At 71.3% G+C, this 15,335-nt stretch carries 14 protein-coding genes; 8 read left to right on the plus strand and 6 right to left on the minus strand.

What is annotated here, in order from left to right; translation table 11 throughout:
• Nucleotides 1-16 precede the first annotated feature (16 nt).
• Nucleotides 17-862 (plus strand): fatty acid desaturase, encoded by an 846-nt coding sequence (locus OV090_RS40645; protein ID WP_267710252.1) that lies wholly within the window; start codon nucleotides 17-19, stop codon nucleotides 860-862.
• 81 nt (nucleotides 863-943) lie between these two features.
• Here the strand turns inward: OV090_RS40645 and OV090_RS40650 are convergent, their stop codons facing one another.
• Entirely contained in the window at nucleotides 944-1,951 is a 1,008-nt protein-coding gene (locus tag OV090_RS40650; protein ID WP_267710253.1) for a hypothetical protein, read from the minus strand.
• 260 nt (nucleotides 1,952-2,211) lie between these two features.
• Between OV090_RS40650 and OV090_RS40655 the strand changes: the two genes are divergently transcribed.
• From OV090_RS40655 to OV090_RS40670, 4 genes are all read left to right on the plus strand, one after another.
• Nucleotides 2,212-3,048: a hypothetical protein gene (locus OV090_RS40655; RefSeq protein ID WP_267710254.1), complete on the plus strand. Its 837-nt coding sequence runs from the start codon at nucleotides 2,212-2,214 to the stop codon at nucleotides 3,046-3,048.
• 71 nt (nucleotides 3,049-3,119) lie between these two features.
• Complete coding sequence (locus tag OV090_RS40660) at nucleotides 3,120-3,695, plus strand: sigma-70 family RNA polymerase sigma factor (RefSeq protein WP_267710255.1); 576 nt, start codon at nucleotides 3,120-3,122, stop codon at nucleotides 3,693-3,695.
• Nucleotides 3,692-4,603, plus strand: coding sequence for a tetratricopeptide repeat protein (locus tag OV090_RS40665; protein WP_267710256.1), 912 nt, complete (start codon nucleotides 3,692-3,694; stop codon nucleotides 4,601-4,603). Before OV090_RS40660 ends, OV090_RS40665 begins: the two co-directional genes overlap by 4 nt.
• Before the next feature lie 433 nt (nucleotides 4,604-5,036).
• A complete protein-coding gene (locus tag OV090_RS40670) occupies nucleotides 5,037-5,777 on the plus strand; it encodes a hypothetical protein (protein WP_267710257.1) in 741 nt (246 codons plus the stop codon).
• A 19-nt stretch (nucleotides 5,778-5,796) separates the two neighbouring features.
• Here the strand turns inward: OV090_RS40670 and OV090_RS40675 are convergent, their stop codons facing one another.
• The 4 genes from OV090_RS40675 to OV090_RS40690 are packed head-to-tail and all read right to left on the minus strand — an operon-like array spanning nucleotide 5,797 to nucleotide 9,115.
• The gene (locus OV090_RS40675; RefSeq protein ID WP_267710258.1) at nucleotides 5,797-6,831 is read right to left on the minus strand and encodes an MlaD family protein; all 1,035 of its coding nucleotides are present in this window, start codon (nucleotides 6,829-6,831) and stop codon (nucleotides 5,797-5,799) included.
• 9 nt (nucleotides 6,832-6,840) lie between these two features.
• Nucleotides 6,841-7,623, minus strand: coding sequence for an ABC transporter ATP-binding protein (locus OV090_RS40680; protein WP_267710259.1), 783 nt, complete (start codon nucleotides 7,621-7,623; stop codon nucleotides 6,841-6,843).
• 2 nt (nucleotides 7,624-7,625) lie between these two features.
• A complete protein-coding gene (locus OV090_RS40685) occupies nucleotides 7,626-8,351 on the minus strand; it encodes an ABC transporter permease (RefSeq protein ID WP_267710260.1) in 726 nt (241 codons plus the stop codon).
• 2 nt (nucleotides 8,352-8,353) lie between these two features.
• Nucleotides 8,354-9,115, minus strand: coding sequence for an ABC transporter permease (locus OV090_RS40690; RefSeq protein ID WP_267710261.1), 762 nt, complete (start codon nucleotides 9,113-9,115; stop codon nucleotides 8,354-8,356).
• Between the two features lie 497 nt (nucleotides 9,116-9,612).
• Between OV090_RS40690 and OV090_RS40695 the strand changes: the two genes are divergently transcribed.
• Complete coding sequence (locus OV090_RS40695) at nucleotides 9,613-11,202, plus strand: GDSL-type esterase/lipase family protein (RefSeq protein WP_267710262.1); 1,590 nt, start codon at nucleotides 9,613-9,615, stop codon at nucleotides 11,200-11,202.
• 94 nt (nucleotides 11,203-11,296) lie between these two features.
• Here OV090_RS40695 and OV090_RS40700 read toward each other — a convergent pair whose 3' ends face one another.
• Entirely contained in the window at nucleotides 11,297-11,785 is a 489-nt protein-coding gene (locus OV090_RS40700; protein ID WP_267710263.1) for a hypothetical protein, read from the minus strand.
• 75 nt (nucleotides 11,786-11,860) lie between these two features.
• Between OV090_RS40700 and OV090_RS40705 the strand changes: the two genes are divergently transcribed.
• Both OV090_RS40705 and OV090_RS40710 read left to right on the plus strand, forming a co-directional pair.
• Nucleotides 11,861-13,372, plus strand: coding sequence for a carboxypeptidase regulatory-like domain-containing protein (locus OV090_RS40705; RefSeq protein WP_267710264.1), 1,512 nt, complete (start codon nucleotides 11,861-11,863; stop codon nucleotides 13,370-13,372).
• A 298-nt stretch (nucleotides 13,373-13,670) separates the two neighbouring features.
• A complete protein-coding gene (locus OV090_RS40710) occupies nucleotides 13,671-15,164 on the plus strand; it encodes a hypothetical protein (RefSeq protein ID WP_267710265.1) in 1,494 nt (497 codons plus the stop codon).
• Nucleotides 15,165-15,335 lie beyond the last annotated feature (171 nt).

Consider the following 15,335-nt stretch of genomic DNA (forward strand, 5'->3'; position numbering starts at 1 on the left):
CGCGCCCGTCTGCACCGTGACCGCTCACACCGGCATCGCCACCAACCTGTCCACGTGGCTCACCGCGCAGCCCTCGGTCCAGTACCGCAGGAACCCGTGGTTTTACTTCCTGTACGACGGCGCGTACCTGCTGGCCTTCCTCGCCCTCGACGCCTGGATCCTCGCCACCGGGCAGGGGCCGCTGGTCCAGTGGCAGTGGTGGTACCTGGCCCTGCTGCCGCCCGTCATCTACGTCCACATCCTGCTCAACGTCTTCATCCACAACTGCTGCCACGGCAACTTCCCGCGCCCGATCAACCGCCTGATCGGCGAGATCGCCGGCGTCCTGGTGATCACCCGCTACGCCTCGTGGGAGATCATCCACCAGCGTCATCACCGCTTCTCCGACGACCCCGAGCGTGACCCGCACCACGTGGTGCCGAACTTCTGGCGCTTCCTCGCCCGGACGATGCTCGTCAACGTCGAGAAGCAGCTGCAGAACCAGGCCTACGACCAGTTCGGCGACACCCCCGAGATGCGCCGCCGCGAGCAGCTGCGCAGCGTGCTCAGCTTCTCGGTGATGATCCCGCTCAACCTCGCGTTCTGGCTGCTGCTCGGCCCCGAGGCGTTCTTCTTCCTGTTCCTGCCGGCCCAGGCCGTCGGCTGGGTCCACGTCGCCCACTTCAACTGGGCCACCCACAACGCCCACTCGCCGACCGGCGACTACAAGCCCGTCAACCTCGACCACGGCCTCTACTGGCTCGGCAACCGCATCTGGTTCGGCCTGTACATGCACGCCAACCACCACAAGCGGGCCAACATCTTCAACCCGGCCAAGATGGACGAGGTCCTGGCCCGCCGCGCCGCCGCCCGCGCGCAGTGAGCGGCTGACCCCGCGGGCATGCTCTCCGGAGCATGCCCGTTCGCGCATGTTTTTAACGACATGCCCGTTCGGACATGGCCCTCAGGCCACGACGGGCACGCGGTGGCCGGCCTCGTCGGTCAGCACCTCGAAGGCCGCGCGATCGCTGCGCAGCTCGATCATCGGCCGCCCCGGCCGGCGCAGGCGCAGCTCGCAGCGGGCGATCTTGCTGTTGAGGCAGGTCTTGACCCCGCCGGGCGGGTTGCCGTACGCGAGCCCGACGAAGGCCGCGCGCGGGGCCCAGATCCGCGCCTCCACCGCGACGTCGCGGGTCTGCGACGCCAGCCGCCACTCGAACTCGGGCCCGCCGATCGCAACCTCGCCGCGGGCCCGCACCGCCTGCCACAACGAGTTGAGCGCATACTGCTCGCCCCCGTGGCGCAGCACCAGCAGCGTCATCGGCGGCGTCCACAGCGGCCCGAACTTCAGCCGCGCCGTCGCGCACTCGAGGAAGCTGTCCGGCGCGCCGTCGAAGCCGGCGACCTGGCCCCACGCATAGCGGTCGGTGTGGCGCGCGCCCCAGTTGTGCGACTGACTGCCGACCCACCCGTCGATCGCGTGCGCCTCGCCGTCGACGGTGATCGTGCCGGTGAACGCCGCGTTCGGTGAACCCACCAGGGACTTGGCCTTGGGGAACCCGCCCGCGTAGAGGTTGGCCGGCAGCAAGAGCAGCGGCGGCTCGGGGCTGTCGTAGGTCAGCTCCCACGCGAACGCGTGCGCCGCCCCGACGGCCGCGCCGCGCAGCCCATGGTCGTCCAGCGTGGCCTCGCCGACGCGCACGTCCAGGCGATCGCGGGCGAACGCGCAGCGCTCCCACGGCACCACCTGCTTGGCCGCGGCGATGACCCCGCGCTCGCCGTCGAACCAGATCGCCCACAGCTCGCCGACCGCCTTCTCGGGCTGTCCTTTGGGACAGAACACGGTGTAGCGGATCCACCACGCCAGCGGCCGCGTCGGATGGTTGGCCCGCTGAAAGTAGCTCTCGTAGTGCCCCGCGTCCGAAGCGGGATCGAAGCGGCAGGCGTTCCAGCGGTCGCGGTCGACAGGCACGGCGCGAGCGTGCCGCGAGCGCTCGCCGCTGTCCACGACCGCAGCACGGGCTCGCGCTCCGACAGCGAGGTCGACCGCGCGAGCATCGCGTGTCGCCGCGTCGCTGGCATCGCGTCGCCGACACGCGAACGCCCAGGCGTTCACCGTCCGCGACCCGCTCGCAGGCATCGGTGTCCGCCTCGCCGCTCACGCGACTTGGGTCGCCCGCGGACTGCCGCGTCGCTGGTCAAACGCCGCGTTTTTTGGCACTCCTGCGACCCGTGGCCCTCGCGCCTCAGCTCGCGGTCGTCGCCTGGCTCGCCCTCGCCGCGGCACCGATCGAGCTGCACACCGCCGCCGTCGATCCTCGCCTCACCGAGGCCGGCCTGCGCGCCCGCGTCGGCGACGAGCTCGACGCCTGGACGATCGACGTCCGCGCCGGCGCCGGCGAGCGCGAGCTCGACGTGCGCCTCCGCGGCCCCGACGGCGCCACGCGCACGCGCCGGCTGACCCTCTCGAGCGACACCCGCGAAGACCGCAGCCGCGAACTCGCCGCCAGCCTCGCGCTCCTCATGGATGAGGCTCCGCCCCCCCCGCGTGGGGGCAAACCTGCGACACCTCCCGCGCCCACGCCACGCCCTCCTTATCAAGGTTGGCTCGGCCTCGGCCCGCGCCTCGAGGCCGGCCCCGGTCTGGTCGAGGGCGGCGTCGACGTGATGGGCGGCGCCTGGCTCCTGCGCGATCACCTGCAGCCGATCGCGAGCCTCGGCCTCGGGGGCGCGGCGCCCGAGGACGTATCTCTGTTCCACCTCCGTTTCGGCGGCGGACTGGCCGCCGGCGCGTCGCTGCTCGATCGGCGGATCTGGCTCGGAGGACATGTCCTCGTCCACGCGCTGCGGTCGCGTGTCCGCGAGCGCGAGCGCATCGACGTCGACTGGATGTCGGCGACGGAGATCGGCGCCACGGTGCAATACCGCGGCCGGCGCCTGTTCCTCGGCGCTCGCACCGGGGTCGATCTCGTCCTGCCGTCGCGGCCGGTGCCCGGGCACGGGGCGCGGATCCGGCGCGGCCCGGCCCAGTGGATGCTCGGCCTCGTCATCGGCGTCGTCTTCGGCTGAGCGGCCTTGGATTCGCGGCGACCGACACGGTCTATAGCTACGTGCTCACCTCCGCTACACTCTGGCCGGCCATGACGTCGCGGGCCGCAGTCAGGGACGTGGAGAGCGCTGCCGTCCTTGCGGCCGCGCAGGACGGCGACAGGGCCGCCCAGGCCGCCATCTTCGAGGCCTACAAGGATCGCGTCGCCCGCCAGGTGTTCCGCATGACCGGCGACGCCTCGTCGGTCGACGACCTGGTCCAGGAGGTCTTCATCTCCGCCTTCTCGGCGATCGGTCGCTTCCGCGGCGACGCCCAGCTCGGCACTTGGCTCTACACCATCGCCGCCAACCGCGTGCGCAACTGGTGGGACTCGCAGCGCCGCCGCCGTCGTCGCGAGGACATCGCCTCGGCCAGCACGGGTGAAGACCCCGTGGCCACCCCCGAGGCCGACTTCGAGGCCACCCAGCAGCGCGAGCGCCTCTATCGCGCGCTCGGTGAGTTGCCTGACAAGCTGCGCGAGTCCTTCGTCGCCCGCGCAATCGAAGGCATGAATTTGCACGAGGCGTCGGCAGCTCTCGGCGTCCCGATCAGCACTGTCTCTTACCGCACCCGCCGCGCCGAGCAGCTGCTCTGCGCTGCGCTGGGGATCCCCTGGAGGGACGAATGACCCCCGAGATTCGCCCTCCCGACCTCGGCGAGCCCGCCGTCCGTTCGCCCGAGCTGCTGCGCCTGGTCCAGGCCGCCCGGTCCGCGCCCGCACCTGTCCTCAAGGTCAGCTCCGACGCGGTGTTCGCCGGCTTCCAGGCCCGCCGCCGCGACCATCGCCGCCTGTGGGCCGGCGTCGGCCTGGCCGTCGCCGCCGCCGTCGCGCTGGTCTGGGCCCGCCCTTCGTTCATGTCCTCCAGGACAGGTCCGTTGGAACCTGTCGCAACGAACAGCAGCGAGGCCGCCCACGTCGCCGCCCCGGCGCTGGCCGCCGCCGTGCGCGTGGTCGCCGAGGAGGGCCCGCCCGCGGGGGTGCGCGACGCGTGGCAGGTCGAGCTCCGCGACGGCCGCTACGACGTCACCGTCGCCGCGCACGCGGGCCCCGAGCTGCTGCGCGTCGACACGGCCGGCGGCACCGTCGAGATCGCCCAGGGCCGGGTCGTCATCGTCGTCGCCGGCACCCGCACCGAGGCCGAACTTCGCACCGGCGTGGCCACGTGGATCGCCCCCGACGGCGCCCGCACCCCGCTGGCCGTCGCCCCCGCCGAGGACGACGCACCTGACCCGAAGGCCAGCCCGTCCGACCTCGCCCGCCAAGCCGACGCCCTGCTGGCCGCCGGCCGCCGCGACGCCGCCATCCGCGTGCTCGACTTCCTCGTCACCGCCCACCCCGACAGCCCGCCGGCCCGCGCCGCCCTGCTCGACCTCGCCCGCCTCCTCAAGGCCGCCTCCCGCACCGACGAGGCCCGCTGCGCCTACGCCCTCTACCTCGAGCGCTACCCCGGCAAGGAGCAGCTCGCCGACGAAGTCGAGGGCGCCCTCGGCCGCCTCGGCCCCGGCCCCGCCTGCACCGGCCTGCGCCCGCGCTGACGCAGCGCTCGGACATGTCCGTGAGGACATGTCTCTTCAAACATCCGAAGCACTCGCCGACGAGGCGAGGACGCTCGCGCCGCGATCGGTGCACCACGTGCGGACCTGCCCGACGCTCAGGGCGACGCCGCTGCACGACCGCTGCCCAGCGGCTCCGATGCCGCGACAGAGTCGCAGTGCGCCACGAAGTTCAGAGCGACCTCCTCGTAGACCGAGCTGCCGGTGGCCCACGACACCGCGGAGCCCGGCTCGCGCCGTGACCCTCGTCTCAGGCTCGTCTTGCCACCGCGGCGACCGGCGGCAAGCTCCCTTGGACAGGCCCATCTTCCGCTGACGGAGCGGAGGGTGCCTCCACGCGCAGCAATTCAGCGGAGCCACTGCGATGCCTCTCACTCCCCATCCTTCGTTCGCCCGGTTCTCGCGTCGGCGTTTCATGCGTGCCGCCGGCACCGCTCTCGGCAGCGCTGCTCTGGTCGCAGCGAACCGCGCCTTCGCCGGGCCGGCGATCCAGCGGCCCATCACCGACTTCCTCGACGCCCAGGGCACGACCTCGATCTTCTTCCCGCCGGTCCCCGACCAGATCGGATGGGCATCGGCAGCCGCCGACCCGCCGGTCCTGATCGCCCTCGTCGACTACGCCGGGCTGGCTGCCGAGTTCCTGGCCGGTCTCGAAGATCCACTCATCCTCGGGACCACGATGACGGGCCACGTCCTCGACCGCCCGCTCGCCGACGGCCGCTCCGAGGTCACAGTCGTGCTGCGCACCACGAATGCCCTCACCTTCGTGCTCCTCGCCGACGACGACACCGACTTCACCAACAACCCGGTGCTGTTCGGCTACAAACCATCGGAGCTGGCCGCCGACCCGACGCTGACGCCGGCGCTCTCCCAGTCACACCTGAAGGTCGTCTTCACCAACACCGCCCCCGGTGCCGACCTGCCGGACCTGGTCGACGCCTTCATCCTCGGCAACGCCGCGGACGGGCAAGAGCTGCGCTCCCTCGCGTTCCGCGCCAACGGCAGCGGCCCGCTGCGCGAGGCGTTCGGCGTGCCCGAGGGGACGCCCGGCCGCAGCGTCGTCAGTCAGACCGGCCTCCTCACCACCGGCTTCCACGGCGCCGTCGCCGACGCCTTCCCCGTCGAACTCGTCAAACTCCACGTCGTCGGCGGTTGAGCCCCGCGAACCGGGCCCGTTACTCCTCGAGCTTCTCGAGCTTGCCCCGCACCCCGTAGGGCACGCCGAGCCGCACGCGGAAGCCCTCGACCTGGAAGAAGTTGCGGATGATCCCCTCGTTGATGCTCGCCGCGCGGTGGGCGATCGTCGCCAGATCTTTGAGCATCGGCATCACCGCCTTGCCCACGCCCTGGAACTCCTCGCTGAGCTTGCGCAGGTTCTTCAGCGCCGCGCCGCCGTCGGCCATCATCGTCTCGACCTTGCCGGGGTCGACCGCGTCGATCAGCTTCTCGCCCTTCGCCAGCAACTGCGAGGTGTCGTTCATCAGGGCATCGACCTTCGTCAGCAGCCCTGGCGTCTTCTGCTCGACGGTCGTCACCAGCGACGCCCCGCGCTCGATCATCCGTCCCACGTTCGGGTTCTCGAGGTGCGCCCGGGTCGCCTTGACGATCGCGCGCAGGTCCTCGCGGTTCTCGGCCAGCATCTCCTTCGTCGTCGTCAGCATCGTCTCGACATCGCCGAGCATGCGGTCGAGGCGCTCGCTGGGCAGCCCGCCCTCGTCGAGCGCCTTGGTCAGGGTGTCGACGCGCTTGACGATCCGGACCACGTGGCCGTAGAGCGCCTCGTCGCCGTCGACCACCCCGTTCATCGCGTTGAGCGCCTCGCCGATGTCGACGCTCGGATCGACGCAGGGGATCTCCGAGCCGGCAGGCAGCGGCGTCCCTGCCCCGGGCTGGCGCAGCTGTAGAAATTTCTCGCCGAGCAGGCCCTTCATCTGCGGTGATGCGCACGTCTCGGCGAAGATCGGCACGTCCGGGTCGATCCGCAGCTCGAGCAGCGCTCGGTTGCCGTCGATCCCGATCTTCTGGATCTGCCCGATCTGCACCCCCGCGATGCGGACCGCGTTGCCCTCGACCAGACCGCCGGCGTCGTCGAGGTGGAGGCGGTAGTGGTGACCAGACTTAGGTAACGCGCCGAGCTTCCACGCGAGCCCGCCGAGCGCGGCCAGCGTCCCCATGATGAAGATGGCGAGGGTTAGGTAGCGCGTGTTCATGGCTTCACCTCACAGGACCTGGATCGGCCCCTCCGTGGATCGCTCGAAGAACTGATTGATGGCCCGTTGATTGGAGCGGAGCACCTCGTCCTTGGGCCCGAACGCTTGCAGCTCGCCCTTATAAAGCAGCCCGACGTAGTCGGCGATCTTGCGCGCCTCGGCCGTGTCATGGCTGATGACCACGAAGGTCATGCCGAGCGAGCGGTGCAGGTCGAGGATGAGCTCGTCGAGCGTCGCCGACATCACCGGGTCGAGCCCGGACGACGGCTCGTCGCACAGCACGATCTTCGGCCGCAGCGCGATCGCCCGCGCGAACGCCACCCGCTTGCGCATCCCGCCGCTCAGCTCCGACGGCATCTTGCTCTGCGCGCCCTTCAGGCCGACCCGCTCCAGGTCGTCCGCCACCCGCGCCGCGATCTCCCGCTCCGACAGCTTCGCGTGCTGCCGCAGCGGGAACGCCACGTTGTCGCCGACGGTCATGTCGTCGAACAGCGCCCCGTCCTGGAACAGCATCCCGAACTTGCGGCGCAGCGCGAACAGCTGCTCGCGGCCGGCCGAGCGCCGCTCGTCGAGCCCCGTGATGTCCTTGCCCTCGATGAAGATCCGGCCCGAGTCCGGCTTCATCAATCCGACCAGGCAGCGCAGCAGCACCGACTTGCCCGTGCCTGACGGCCCGAGCATCACCATGATCTTCCCGGCCGGCAGCGTCAGCGACACCTCGTGCAGGACCCGGTTGGTCCCGAACGACTTGCAGACCTTGACGAGCGTGATCGCTGCTTGTTGCTCGGCCATGATCACCTCACGTACAGCAGCGCCGACATGAACATGTTGAGGACGATGCACAGCACCGCCGAGTGGACGATCGCGCGGTTGGTCGCCACGCCGACGCCCTCCGCGCCGTCGCGCTTGAGCGCGCGGTAGCCGTGGTAGCAGGACACGATCGCCACCAGCCAGCCGAACACCATCCCCTTGAACACCCCCGCGGCCAGGTCGCCGAGGTGGACGATGTCGCGGACCTGTTCCATGAAGGTCCCGCCGTTGACCCCCATCTGCTCGGTCGCCGCGTAGTAGCTGGCCGCCAGGCCGACCACGTCGGCGTAGCCGCACAGCAGCGGCAGCATCAGAGTCACCGCCCACAGCCGCGGCGCCACCAGCAGGCGCATCGGATCGACCGCCATCACCTCGAGCGCCTCGACCTGTTCGCTGATCTGCATGTTGGCCAGGCTGGCCGCCAGCGTCGCGCCGATGCGGGCCCCGCAGATCACCGCCGCCATCACCGGGTACAGCTCGCGGATCCCCCCCACCCCACAGAACAGCCCGAGCAAGTCCTGCCCGCCGAAGCGGACGAACGTGCCGTAGGCCTGCACCGACAGGTTCATGCCGGCGAACACGGTCAGCAGCGTGAGCAGCGGCAGGCTGCCGACCCCCGCGTCGAGGGCGTGGCGCACGAACTCGTCGCGCGGCGGCAGGCCGCTGAACTGGGCGACGAGCGCGCGACGGACGAAGTGCAGGAACTCCACGCCTACACCCCCAGCCTCAGCAGCAGCATGCTGACGAAGTAGTCCGCGACCAGGATCAGCACGATCGTCAGGGTCACGGTGTCGTTGGCCGCCTTGCCCACCCCCGTCGCGCCGCCGCTGGTGCGCAGCCCGAGGAAGCCGGCGATCAGGCCCACGGCTGTCCCGAAGGCCATGCACTTGCCCATGCCCACCCACAGGTCGACCAGCGACACCTGCGCGTACAGGTTGGCGAGGAACGACCCGTGGTCGACGCCCATCACCGGCACCGCGAAGAACCACCCGCTGACCAGCCCGAGCAGCGTCGTCAACACGCTGAGCAGCGGCGTCACGATGATGCAGGCGATGAGGCCCGGCACCACGACGTAGCGGATCGGGTCGACCGACATCACCGCCAGCGCGTCGATCTGCCCGCGCACCTTCATCGTCCCGATCCGCGCCGCGATCGACGAGCCCGCCTGCGCCGCCACCATCACCGACGCCAGCGCCGGGCTGTACTCGCGGAAGATCGCGGTCGCCAGCAGCGACGACAGCAGGCTCTCCGCGCCGAACATGCGGAACAGCCCCGCGCCTTGCAGCGAGATCACGGCGCCCACCGGCGCCACCGCCAGACCCACCGGGATCAGGCAGCGCCGGATCAGCAGGTCCATCACGCGCAACGTTTCAAACAGGTAACGCGGACCCGTCACCAGACAACGACAAACAGCACAGAGGAACTCGACGAACGCGGCGCACGCTTCAAACCAGCGGACCGACCGGTTCGTCACGGCCGCCTCCCCGGTTTGTGATGCTTTGGCGACATGGTCCCTCGTGCCTTTTAACCGTGGACCAGGTCCGGAGCGCAACAAAATTCTCGACACGACGGGCAGGCGCCGACGGCTGTGCAGCAGCGTGCACGACCGCTTGCGAGGCGGCCTCGCTGCCCCCTCGCCGGCCTTGACGGCCTCGCCGCGACCCTCGACCTGACCCGAGGGCCCTGCTTTGACTGCGGAGAATGCGACCGGGCGGCCCGCGCGATTTCGCGCAGAACCCTCCTAGCCCCCCCGGGGCGCCCGTTTCCGGCAAATTTGACTCCCTCCGCCCGAGCGGCCAATGTTCCCGGGTGAGGCCGGTGAACATGCGGCTCGTAACGGCAGCCGTCGTCGCATCCCTGGGCCTCGCTTGCGGCCCCGGATGCGTCACGCCCGGGCCTGCGCAACAAGCACAGGCCGTCCCGCCCCCCGATTCCGCGCCTCCGTCCGGCGGCGCGCCCGAGCCGGTGCAGGTGCAAGTACCGCCGCCGGGGCCGACTCCCGCCCTCACCGACGCCGCGCGGGACGCCCGGCTGTGGGCCCAGCGAGCGATCCTCGGCGAGCGAGCGGCCTTGCTCGAGGACAGCGCCGGTCAACCCTTCCCCGTGATCCCCGTCGCAGCCGGCACCGAGCTCCAGGCCGCGATGATGCCGGGCGCGGGCCCCGGAAACCTCGACGCGCTGCCCGGCAGCGAGGGCACCGGGCCGGCCGGCACGGGCGTCGCTCCGGCGATCAACGGCAACGCTCTCGGCCAGTTCATCCTGCTCCAGCGCGGCGCCGACGACCCGCTGCGCCACTTCCACGAGGCCCTGCGCCGCCTCGACCAGGGCCTCGACGAGGACGGCAAGGTCCGCGTGCTGCTGTACGGCGCCTCGCACACGGCCGCCGACATCTACCCGACCTACCTGCGCGCCTACCTGCAGAAGCGCTTCGGCGACGGCGGCCTCGGCTTCTATCCGCTGGCCAAGCCGAGCAAGTACACCCGACCTTTCGGCTGCACCCTCGACAGCTCGCGCGGCTGGAAGGTCGAGCACGCCCAGCGCTCGGAGGCGCGGGACGACGGCTTCTACGGCCTGCTGGGCGCCAGCGCCTCGGCCAGCAAGAAGCGCGACGTGACGCGGATCTCCTTTAATCCGCCGCTCGATCGCAAGGCCGAGCCGCCCACGGCCAGCCGCTACGACCTCTATTTCCTGCGCCAGCCCGGCGGCGGCAAGTTCCAGGTGCTGTTCGCCGGCAAGAAGGCGTTCACCGTCGACACCAAGGCCAAGCAGCCGGGCCCCGGGTACCACAGCTTCGAGCGCCCCGGCCCGCCCGAGTCGATCGAGATCCGCCCGGTCGGCGACGGCGAGGTGCGCCTGTTCGGCGTCACCGTCGAGAACGAGGCCAAGGGCGTGGTCGTCGACACTCTCGGAATCGGCGGCACGCGGGCCTCGAACCACCTCAAGTGGGACGAGTTCGTGTGGGCCGACAACTACAAGCGGCGCGACCCCGACCTCGTCATCCTCGCCTACGGCAGCAACGAGTCGGTCGACGACGACCAGCCGATCGGCGTCTACAAGAACAACCTGCGCGAGGTCCTCGCCCGCCTGCGCCGCGCCTCGCCCGACACCAGCTGCGTGCTCGTCGGCCCCGGCGACTTCCCGCTCAAGCGCCCCGACAACTCGCTCGGCCCGCGCCCGCGCGTCGCCGACATCGTCGCCGCCCAGCGCGAACTGGCCCAGGAGGCCGGCTGCGCCTTCTGGGACACCGTGCAGTTCATGGGCGGCGAGGGCTCGATGGCCTACTGGGCCGCGGCTCAGCCCGCCATGGCGATGTCCGACCACCTCCACCTCAACCGCCGCGGCTACACCCGCATGGGCATGGCCCTCGCCGACGCGTTGATGTTCGACTTCGACGGCGGCGCGCCCACGCCCGCGCCCGGCGGCGACCCCGTGCTCGCCCGCGAGGCCCCGCAGCCCGATCCCACCATGCCCGCCGGCGCAGTCCCGGCCGAGCCCGCCAAGCCCGCGACCGAGGCCCCCGACGCCCCGCCCCTGGCAGTCGTCCCGGCCTCCGCGCCCTGACTACCTCGCACTCGCTACCACGTCCGTCCCCGCGGCGACGCGCGCGACCACGACGTCGCACTCGCGACTTCGTCATCGCCGCCGCGACGCCGGCTCAGAACGCCAGGCCGAACGTCAGCCCGAACTGCGTCTGTCCGTTCGACCATGGCCGAACGGACATCTTGTTGTTCGCCCCCGCCTTCCACGCGCGTCGGGTGGCGATCCCGCGGCGCAGCAGGAACCCGCTGGCGACCGCGATCGGCACCGCGAACGCGAACGACAGCGAGCTCGACACGACCGCCGCGACGAACGGGTCGCCGCCGAGCGGACCCGTGCAGACGATCGTCGGATCGCGCTCGGGGTCCGCGCTCTGTCCCGTGCAGATCGATCGCACCCGAACCGCGCGCACCGCCTCGTATGTGCCCACACCGACCAGCGCGCCCGACACCGCGGCCGTCACCGCGCCGAGCCCGATCTCGACGTCGCCGCGCTCGCTCAGCGGCGCCAGCGAAGGTGGGGGCTGCCGCGGTGGTACGACGACCGCAGTCCCCTGCGCGCGGGCGCACCCGCACAGCATCGCCACGATCGTCGCGCTCGCTCGCATCCTCCGAGGTTCTACCCGAAAGCCCGAGGCCAAGGCCACCGCGGATCGCGTAGGATCGCCGCATAGGAGAGTCCCATGGCTCAACGCGCCGAGCGCATCGCCTTCGCCTGCCTCGCTTCAACCTTCTTGACCGTCGCCTGCGGCGACTCGTCCCAGAGCAGCGGCACCGACACCGCCCCGACCTCGACCGCCCCGACCGGCATCACCGTCGACCCGACCACCGGCACCTCGACCGGCACCACCGACACCAGCACCACCGACGACACGACCGGCACCACCGCGACGAGCACCACGGTCACGCCGACGTCGACGACCACCACCACCGATCCATCGGCCACCGACACCGACACCAGCACGACCGCGCCGCCGTGCATCGGCCTCGAGTGCCAGATCGATCCGTGCGACGGCAACAAGGACAAGACCACCCTCTCGGGCATCGTGTTCGCGCCCGAGGGCACCTTGCCGCTCTACAACATCACCGTCTACGTCCCGTCCGGGCCGCTCGATCCGGTGGCCGAGGGCGTCGCCTGCGACACCTGCGGCGGGGCCCTCCCGGGCGACCCGATCGTCGCCACCCTCACCAACACCAAGGGCGAGTTCACCCTCACCGGCGTGCCCGCGGGGCAGAACATCCCGCTGGTCGTCAGCGTGGGCAAGTGGCGCCGCGAGGTCGTGCTGCCCGAGGTCGTCGCTTGCGCCGACAACCTCGCCCCCTACGACCTCACGCGCCTGCCCAAGAACCAGAGCGAGGGTCACATCCCGAAGATCGCCATGGTCACCGGCGGCGCCGACCCGCTCGAGTGCCTGCTGCGCAAGATCGGCATCGAGGACGGCGAGTTCACCCCCGAGGACGGCAGCGGTCGCGTCAACCTGTTCGAGGGCGAGGGCGGGGCCGACCAGTACAGCAACGACCTCAACGGCGGCGCCGACTTCAGCGGCGCCAGCAACCTGTGGGGCAGCCTCGACACCTACAAGAAATACGACATGGTCCTGATGGCCTGCGAGGGCGGCCAGAACGGCGGCGCCAAGTCGAACGCGATGCGCCAGAACCTGGTCGACTACGCCGGCCTCGGCGGGCGCATCTTCCTGTCTCACTGGCACAACATCTGGATCGAAGACGGCCCCGACCCGTGGCCGAGCACCGCCGACTTCGTCAGCGAGCCCGACCTGCCCAACCCGGTCACTGGCAAGATCGACACCAGCTTCCCCAAGGGCCTGGCCCTGGCCGACTGGATGCTGCACGTCGGCGGCTCCGAGGTCCACGGCGAGATGGAGATCAAGGAGGCCCAGTACACCGTCGACTCGGTCAACGACATGACCTCGACGCGGTGGGTCTACACCGACTCGCCCGAGAACACGGTCCAGTACTTCACCTTCAACGCCCCGGTCGGCGTGCCCGCCGAGCAGCAGTGCGGCCGCGTGGTCGACAGCGACATCCACGTCTCGTCCGGCGACAACATCGGCGAGCCGTTCCCCACCGGCTGCGAGACCCAGGGCCTGTCCCCGCAGGAGAAGGCGCTCGTGTTCATGTTCTTCGAGCTCTCGGCCTGCCTTATCCCCGACGACGAGGACCCGATCCCCGGCTGACCCTCGGGACATCTCAGATGTCCTTCGAGACAGACCCTCGCCCTCGCGGCGAGGGTCTCCCCCGGGCCGGAATCACTCACCACATGTCCCCGAGGACATGAGAGAACCCGGCCGCCTCCTACTGCCCCCAGCCGCGAAGTCCGGGCGGACAGCCTGTCGCAGAGCCCGGCGCGCGATTGCGGCTCCTGGTCGCGCCGGGCTATGACGACGCATGCCCTCGTCTCGCCCGGCGCGCTGGTCCCTCTCCGCTGCGCTCACGCTAGCGACTTGCGGCGCTCCGGCCCCTGACGCGCCCCCTGTGGCCCTCGCCGAACCAGCCCCCGCCCCGGCGCCCGCTCCCCCCGCCGCGCCGACCGACCCGACCTACGCCAGCTACCTGCGCGCCCGCGGCCTGCTCGACCAGGCCCTCGCCGCCCACGGCGAACTCACAGGCCCGCTGTGGTGGCGCGCCCGCGGCACGATCGCCATCGAGGGCCATTATAAAAAACCTTACGAGGTCCACAGCAAGGCCTGGGAAGAGGTCGTCGAGCGGCGCGACGACGCCGTCCTGCGCCGCGTCAAATTCGACGACAAGCGCGAGGGCCTGACGATCTGCAACGGCGAGCGCGGCTTCTTCCGCGACACCGGCGATCCGCCCACCGACCAGCGCAGCGACGTAGTGCGCCAGTGCGACGCCCTCGCCCGGGCCCTGCCGCAGCAGCTCCTGCGCCGCGTCCGCGCCCACGCGAGCTCGCTGCGCTGGCTCGGCGAGGGCGACGACGGCGGCGTCGTCCACGACGTCCTCGCCTACGCCGACGCGAGCGGCAGCGCCTCGCTGTGGCTGCGCCGCGACGATCACCGGCTCGCGCGCTGGGAGCGGCTCGTCGCCCACCCGCAGCTCGGCGACGCCGCCGAGTCGGTGCGCTACGCCGACTACCGCGAGTTCGCCGGCGTGCTGCTGCCCGCGCGGCGGATCGAGCGCTGGCTGCACGAGGACGCCGCAGACACCCGCGACGTCACCCTCGAGCTCGTCGAGCGCGTCGGCCACGAGGACCTCGCCCCGGCCGAAGCCGAGGCGCACTGGCTTACGCTCGCCGGCACCGACGCACCGCCCGCACCACGCCCGCCGGCCCACGTCGTCGCCCTCTCGCCGGCCCTCTTCCTCGTCGAGCTCCCGGTCGAGGACTCGCGCGCCGCCTTCGCGGTGTTCGACGACTTCGTCGTCGTGCTCGACGCCCCGCTGCGCAGCGCCGCCGGAGAGGATCTCCTCGCCGCAGTGCGTGCCCACGCGCCGGACAAGGAGATCCGCTATGCCGTGTTCGGACATCACCACCCGCACTACAGCGGAGGCCTGCGTCCGCTGATCCACGCCGGCGCCACCATCGTCACCACCGCCGGCAACGTGCCCCTGATCGAGGACCTCGCGCGCCGGCCCCACGCGCTCGCGCCCGACGCCCTGGCCCGCGAGCCGCGCGCGCCGAAGTTCCTCGTCGTCGCCGGCAAGCACGTCTTCAGCGACGCCTCCGGCCACGCGCTCGAGCTGCACGATATCGGCGCGTACATCGAGCACACCGACTCGTACCTCGTCTATTACTCCCCGCGCGAGCGCCTGCTGATCGAGGGCGACCTGGCTTTCTTCCCTGTCACTGGCGAGGTGCCGCGCGCGTGGCCGGCGGCGCTGGGGCTCGCGCGAGCGATCGACACGCTCGGCCTCGACGTGGCGAAGATCGTCCAGACCTGGCCGCTCGCACGCCAGGTGCAGGTCGCCGAACGAGCGAAGTTGGATGCGATCGTCGCCGGCGCTCGGCCCTGACGAGCGTCTGCACCTGACCTCCGGGACATCCACCCGGACGCCGCCCGCGCACCCATGGACGCGCTGCCCTCGCGGCGCCGCCGGGATCTCGCCGCAAACGCTTCGGCCCGCGCGAGCCCGTCGGCGCGCGGCTGGACCCGCGCGCGGACCGGCCCTCGGGCCGGCCCCCAC

The sequence above is a fragment of the Nannocystis sp. RBIL2 genome, assembly GCF_026626745.1.
Lineage (GTDB): Bacteria > Myxococcota_A > Polyangia > Nannocystales > Nannocystaceae > Nannocystis.

What these genes read in the sequence shown, in the direction of transcription:
- OV090_RS40660 (WP_267710255.1), top strand. Translation starts at nt 3,120, where the DNA reads ATGACGTCGCGGGCCGCAGTCAGGGACGTGGAGAGCGCTGCCGTCCTT.
- OV090_RS40665 (WP_267710256.1), top strand. Translation starts at nt 3,692, where the DNA reads ATGACCCCCGAGATTCGCCCTCCCGACCTCGGCGAGCCCGCCGTCCGT.
- OV090_RS40670 (WP_267710257.1), top strand. Translation starts at nt 5,037, where the DNA reads ATGCGTGCCGCCGGCACCGCTCTCGGCAGCGCTGCTCTGGTCGCAGCG.
- OV090_RS40675 (WP_267710258.1), bottom strand. Translation starts at nt 6,831, where the DNA reads ATGAACACGCGCTACCTAACCCTCGCCATCTTCATCATGGGGACGCTG.
- OV090_RS40680 (WP_267710259.1), bottom strand. Translation starts at nt 7,623, where the DNA reads ATGGCCGAGCAACAAGCAGCGATCACGCTCGTCAAGGTCTGCAAGTCG.
- OV090_RS40700 (WP_267710263.1), bottom strand. Translation starts at nt 11,785, where the DNA reads ATGCGAGCGAGCGCGACGATCGTGGCGATGCTGTGCGGGTGCGCCCGC.
- OV090_RS40705 (WP_267710264.1), top strand. Translation starts at nt 11,861, where the DNA reads ATGGCTCAACGCGCCGAGCGCATCGCCTTCGCCTGCCTCGCTTCAACC.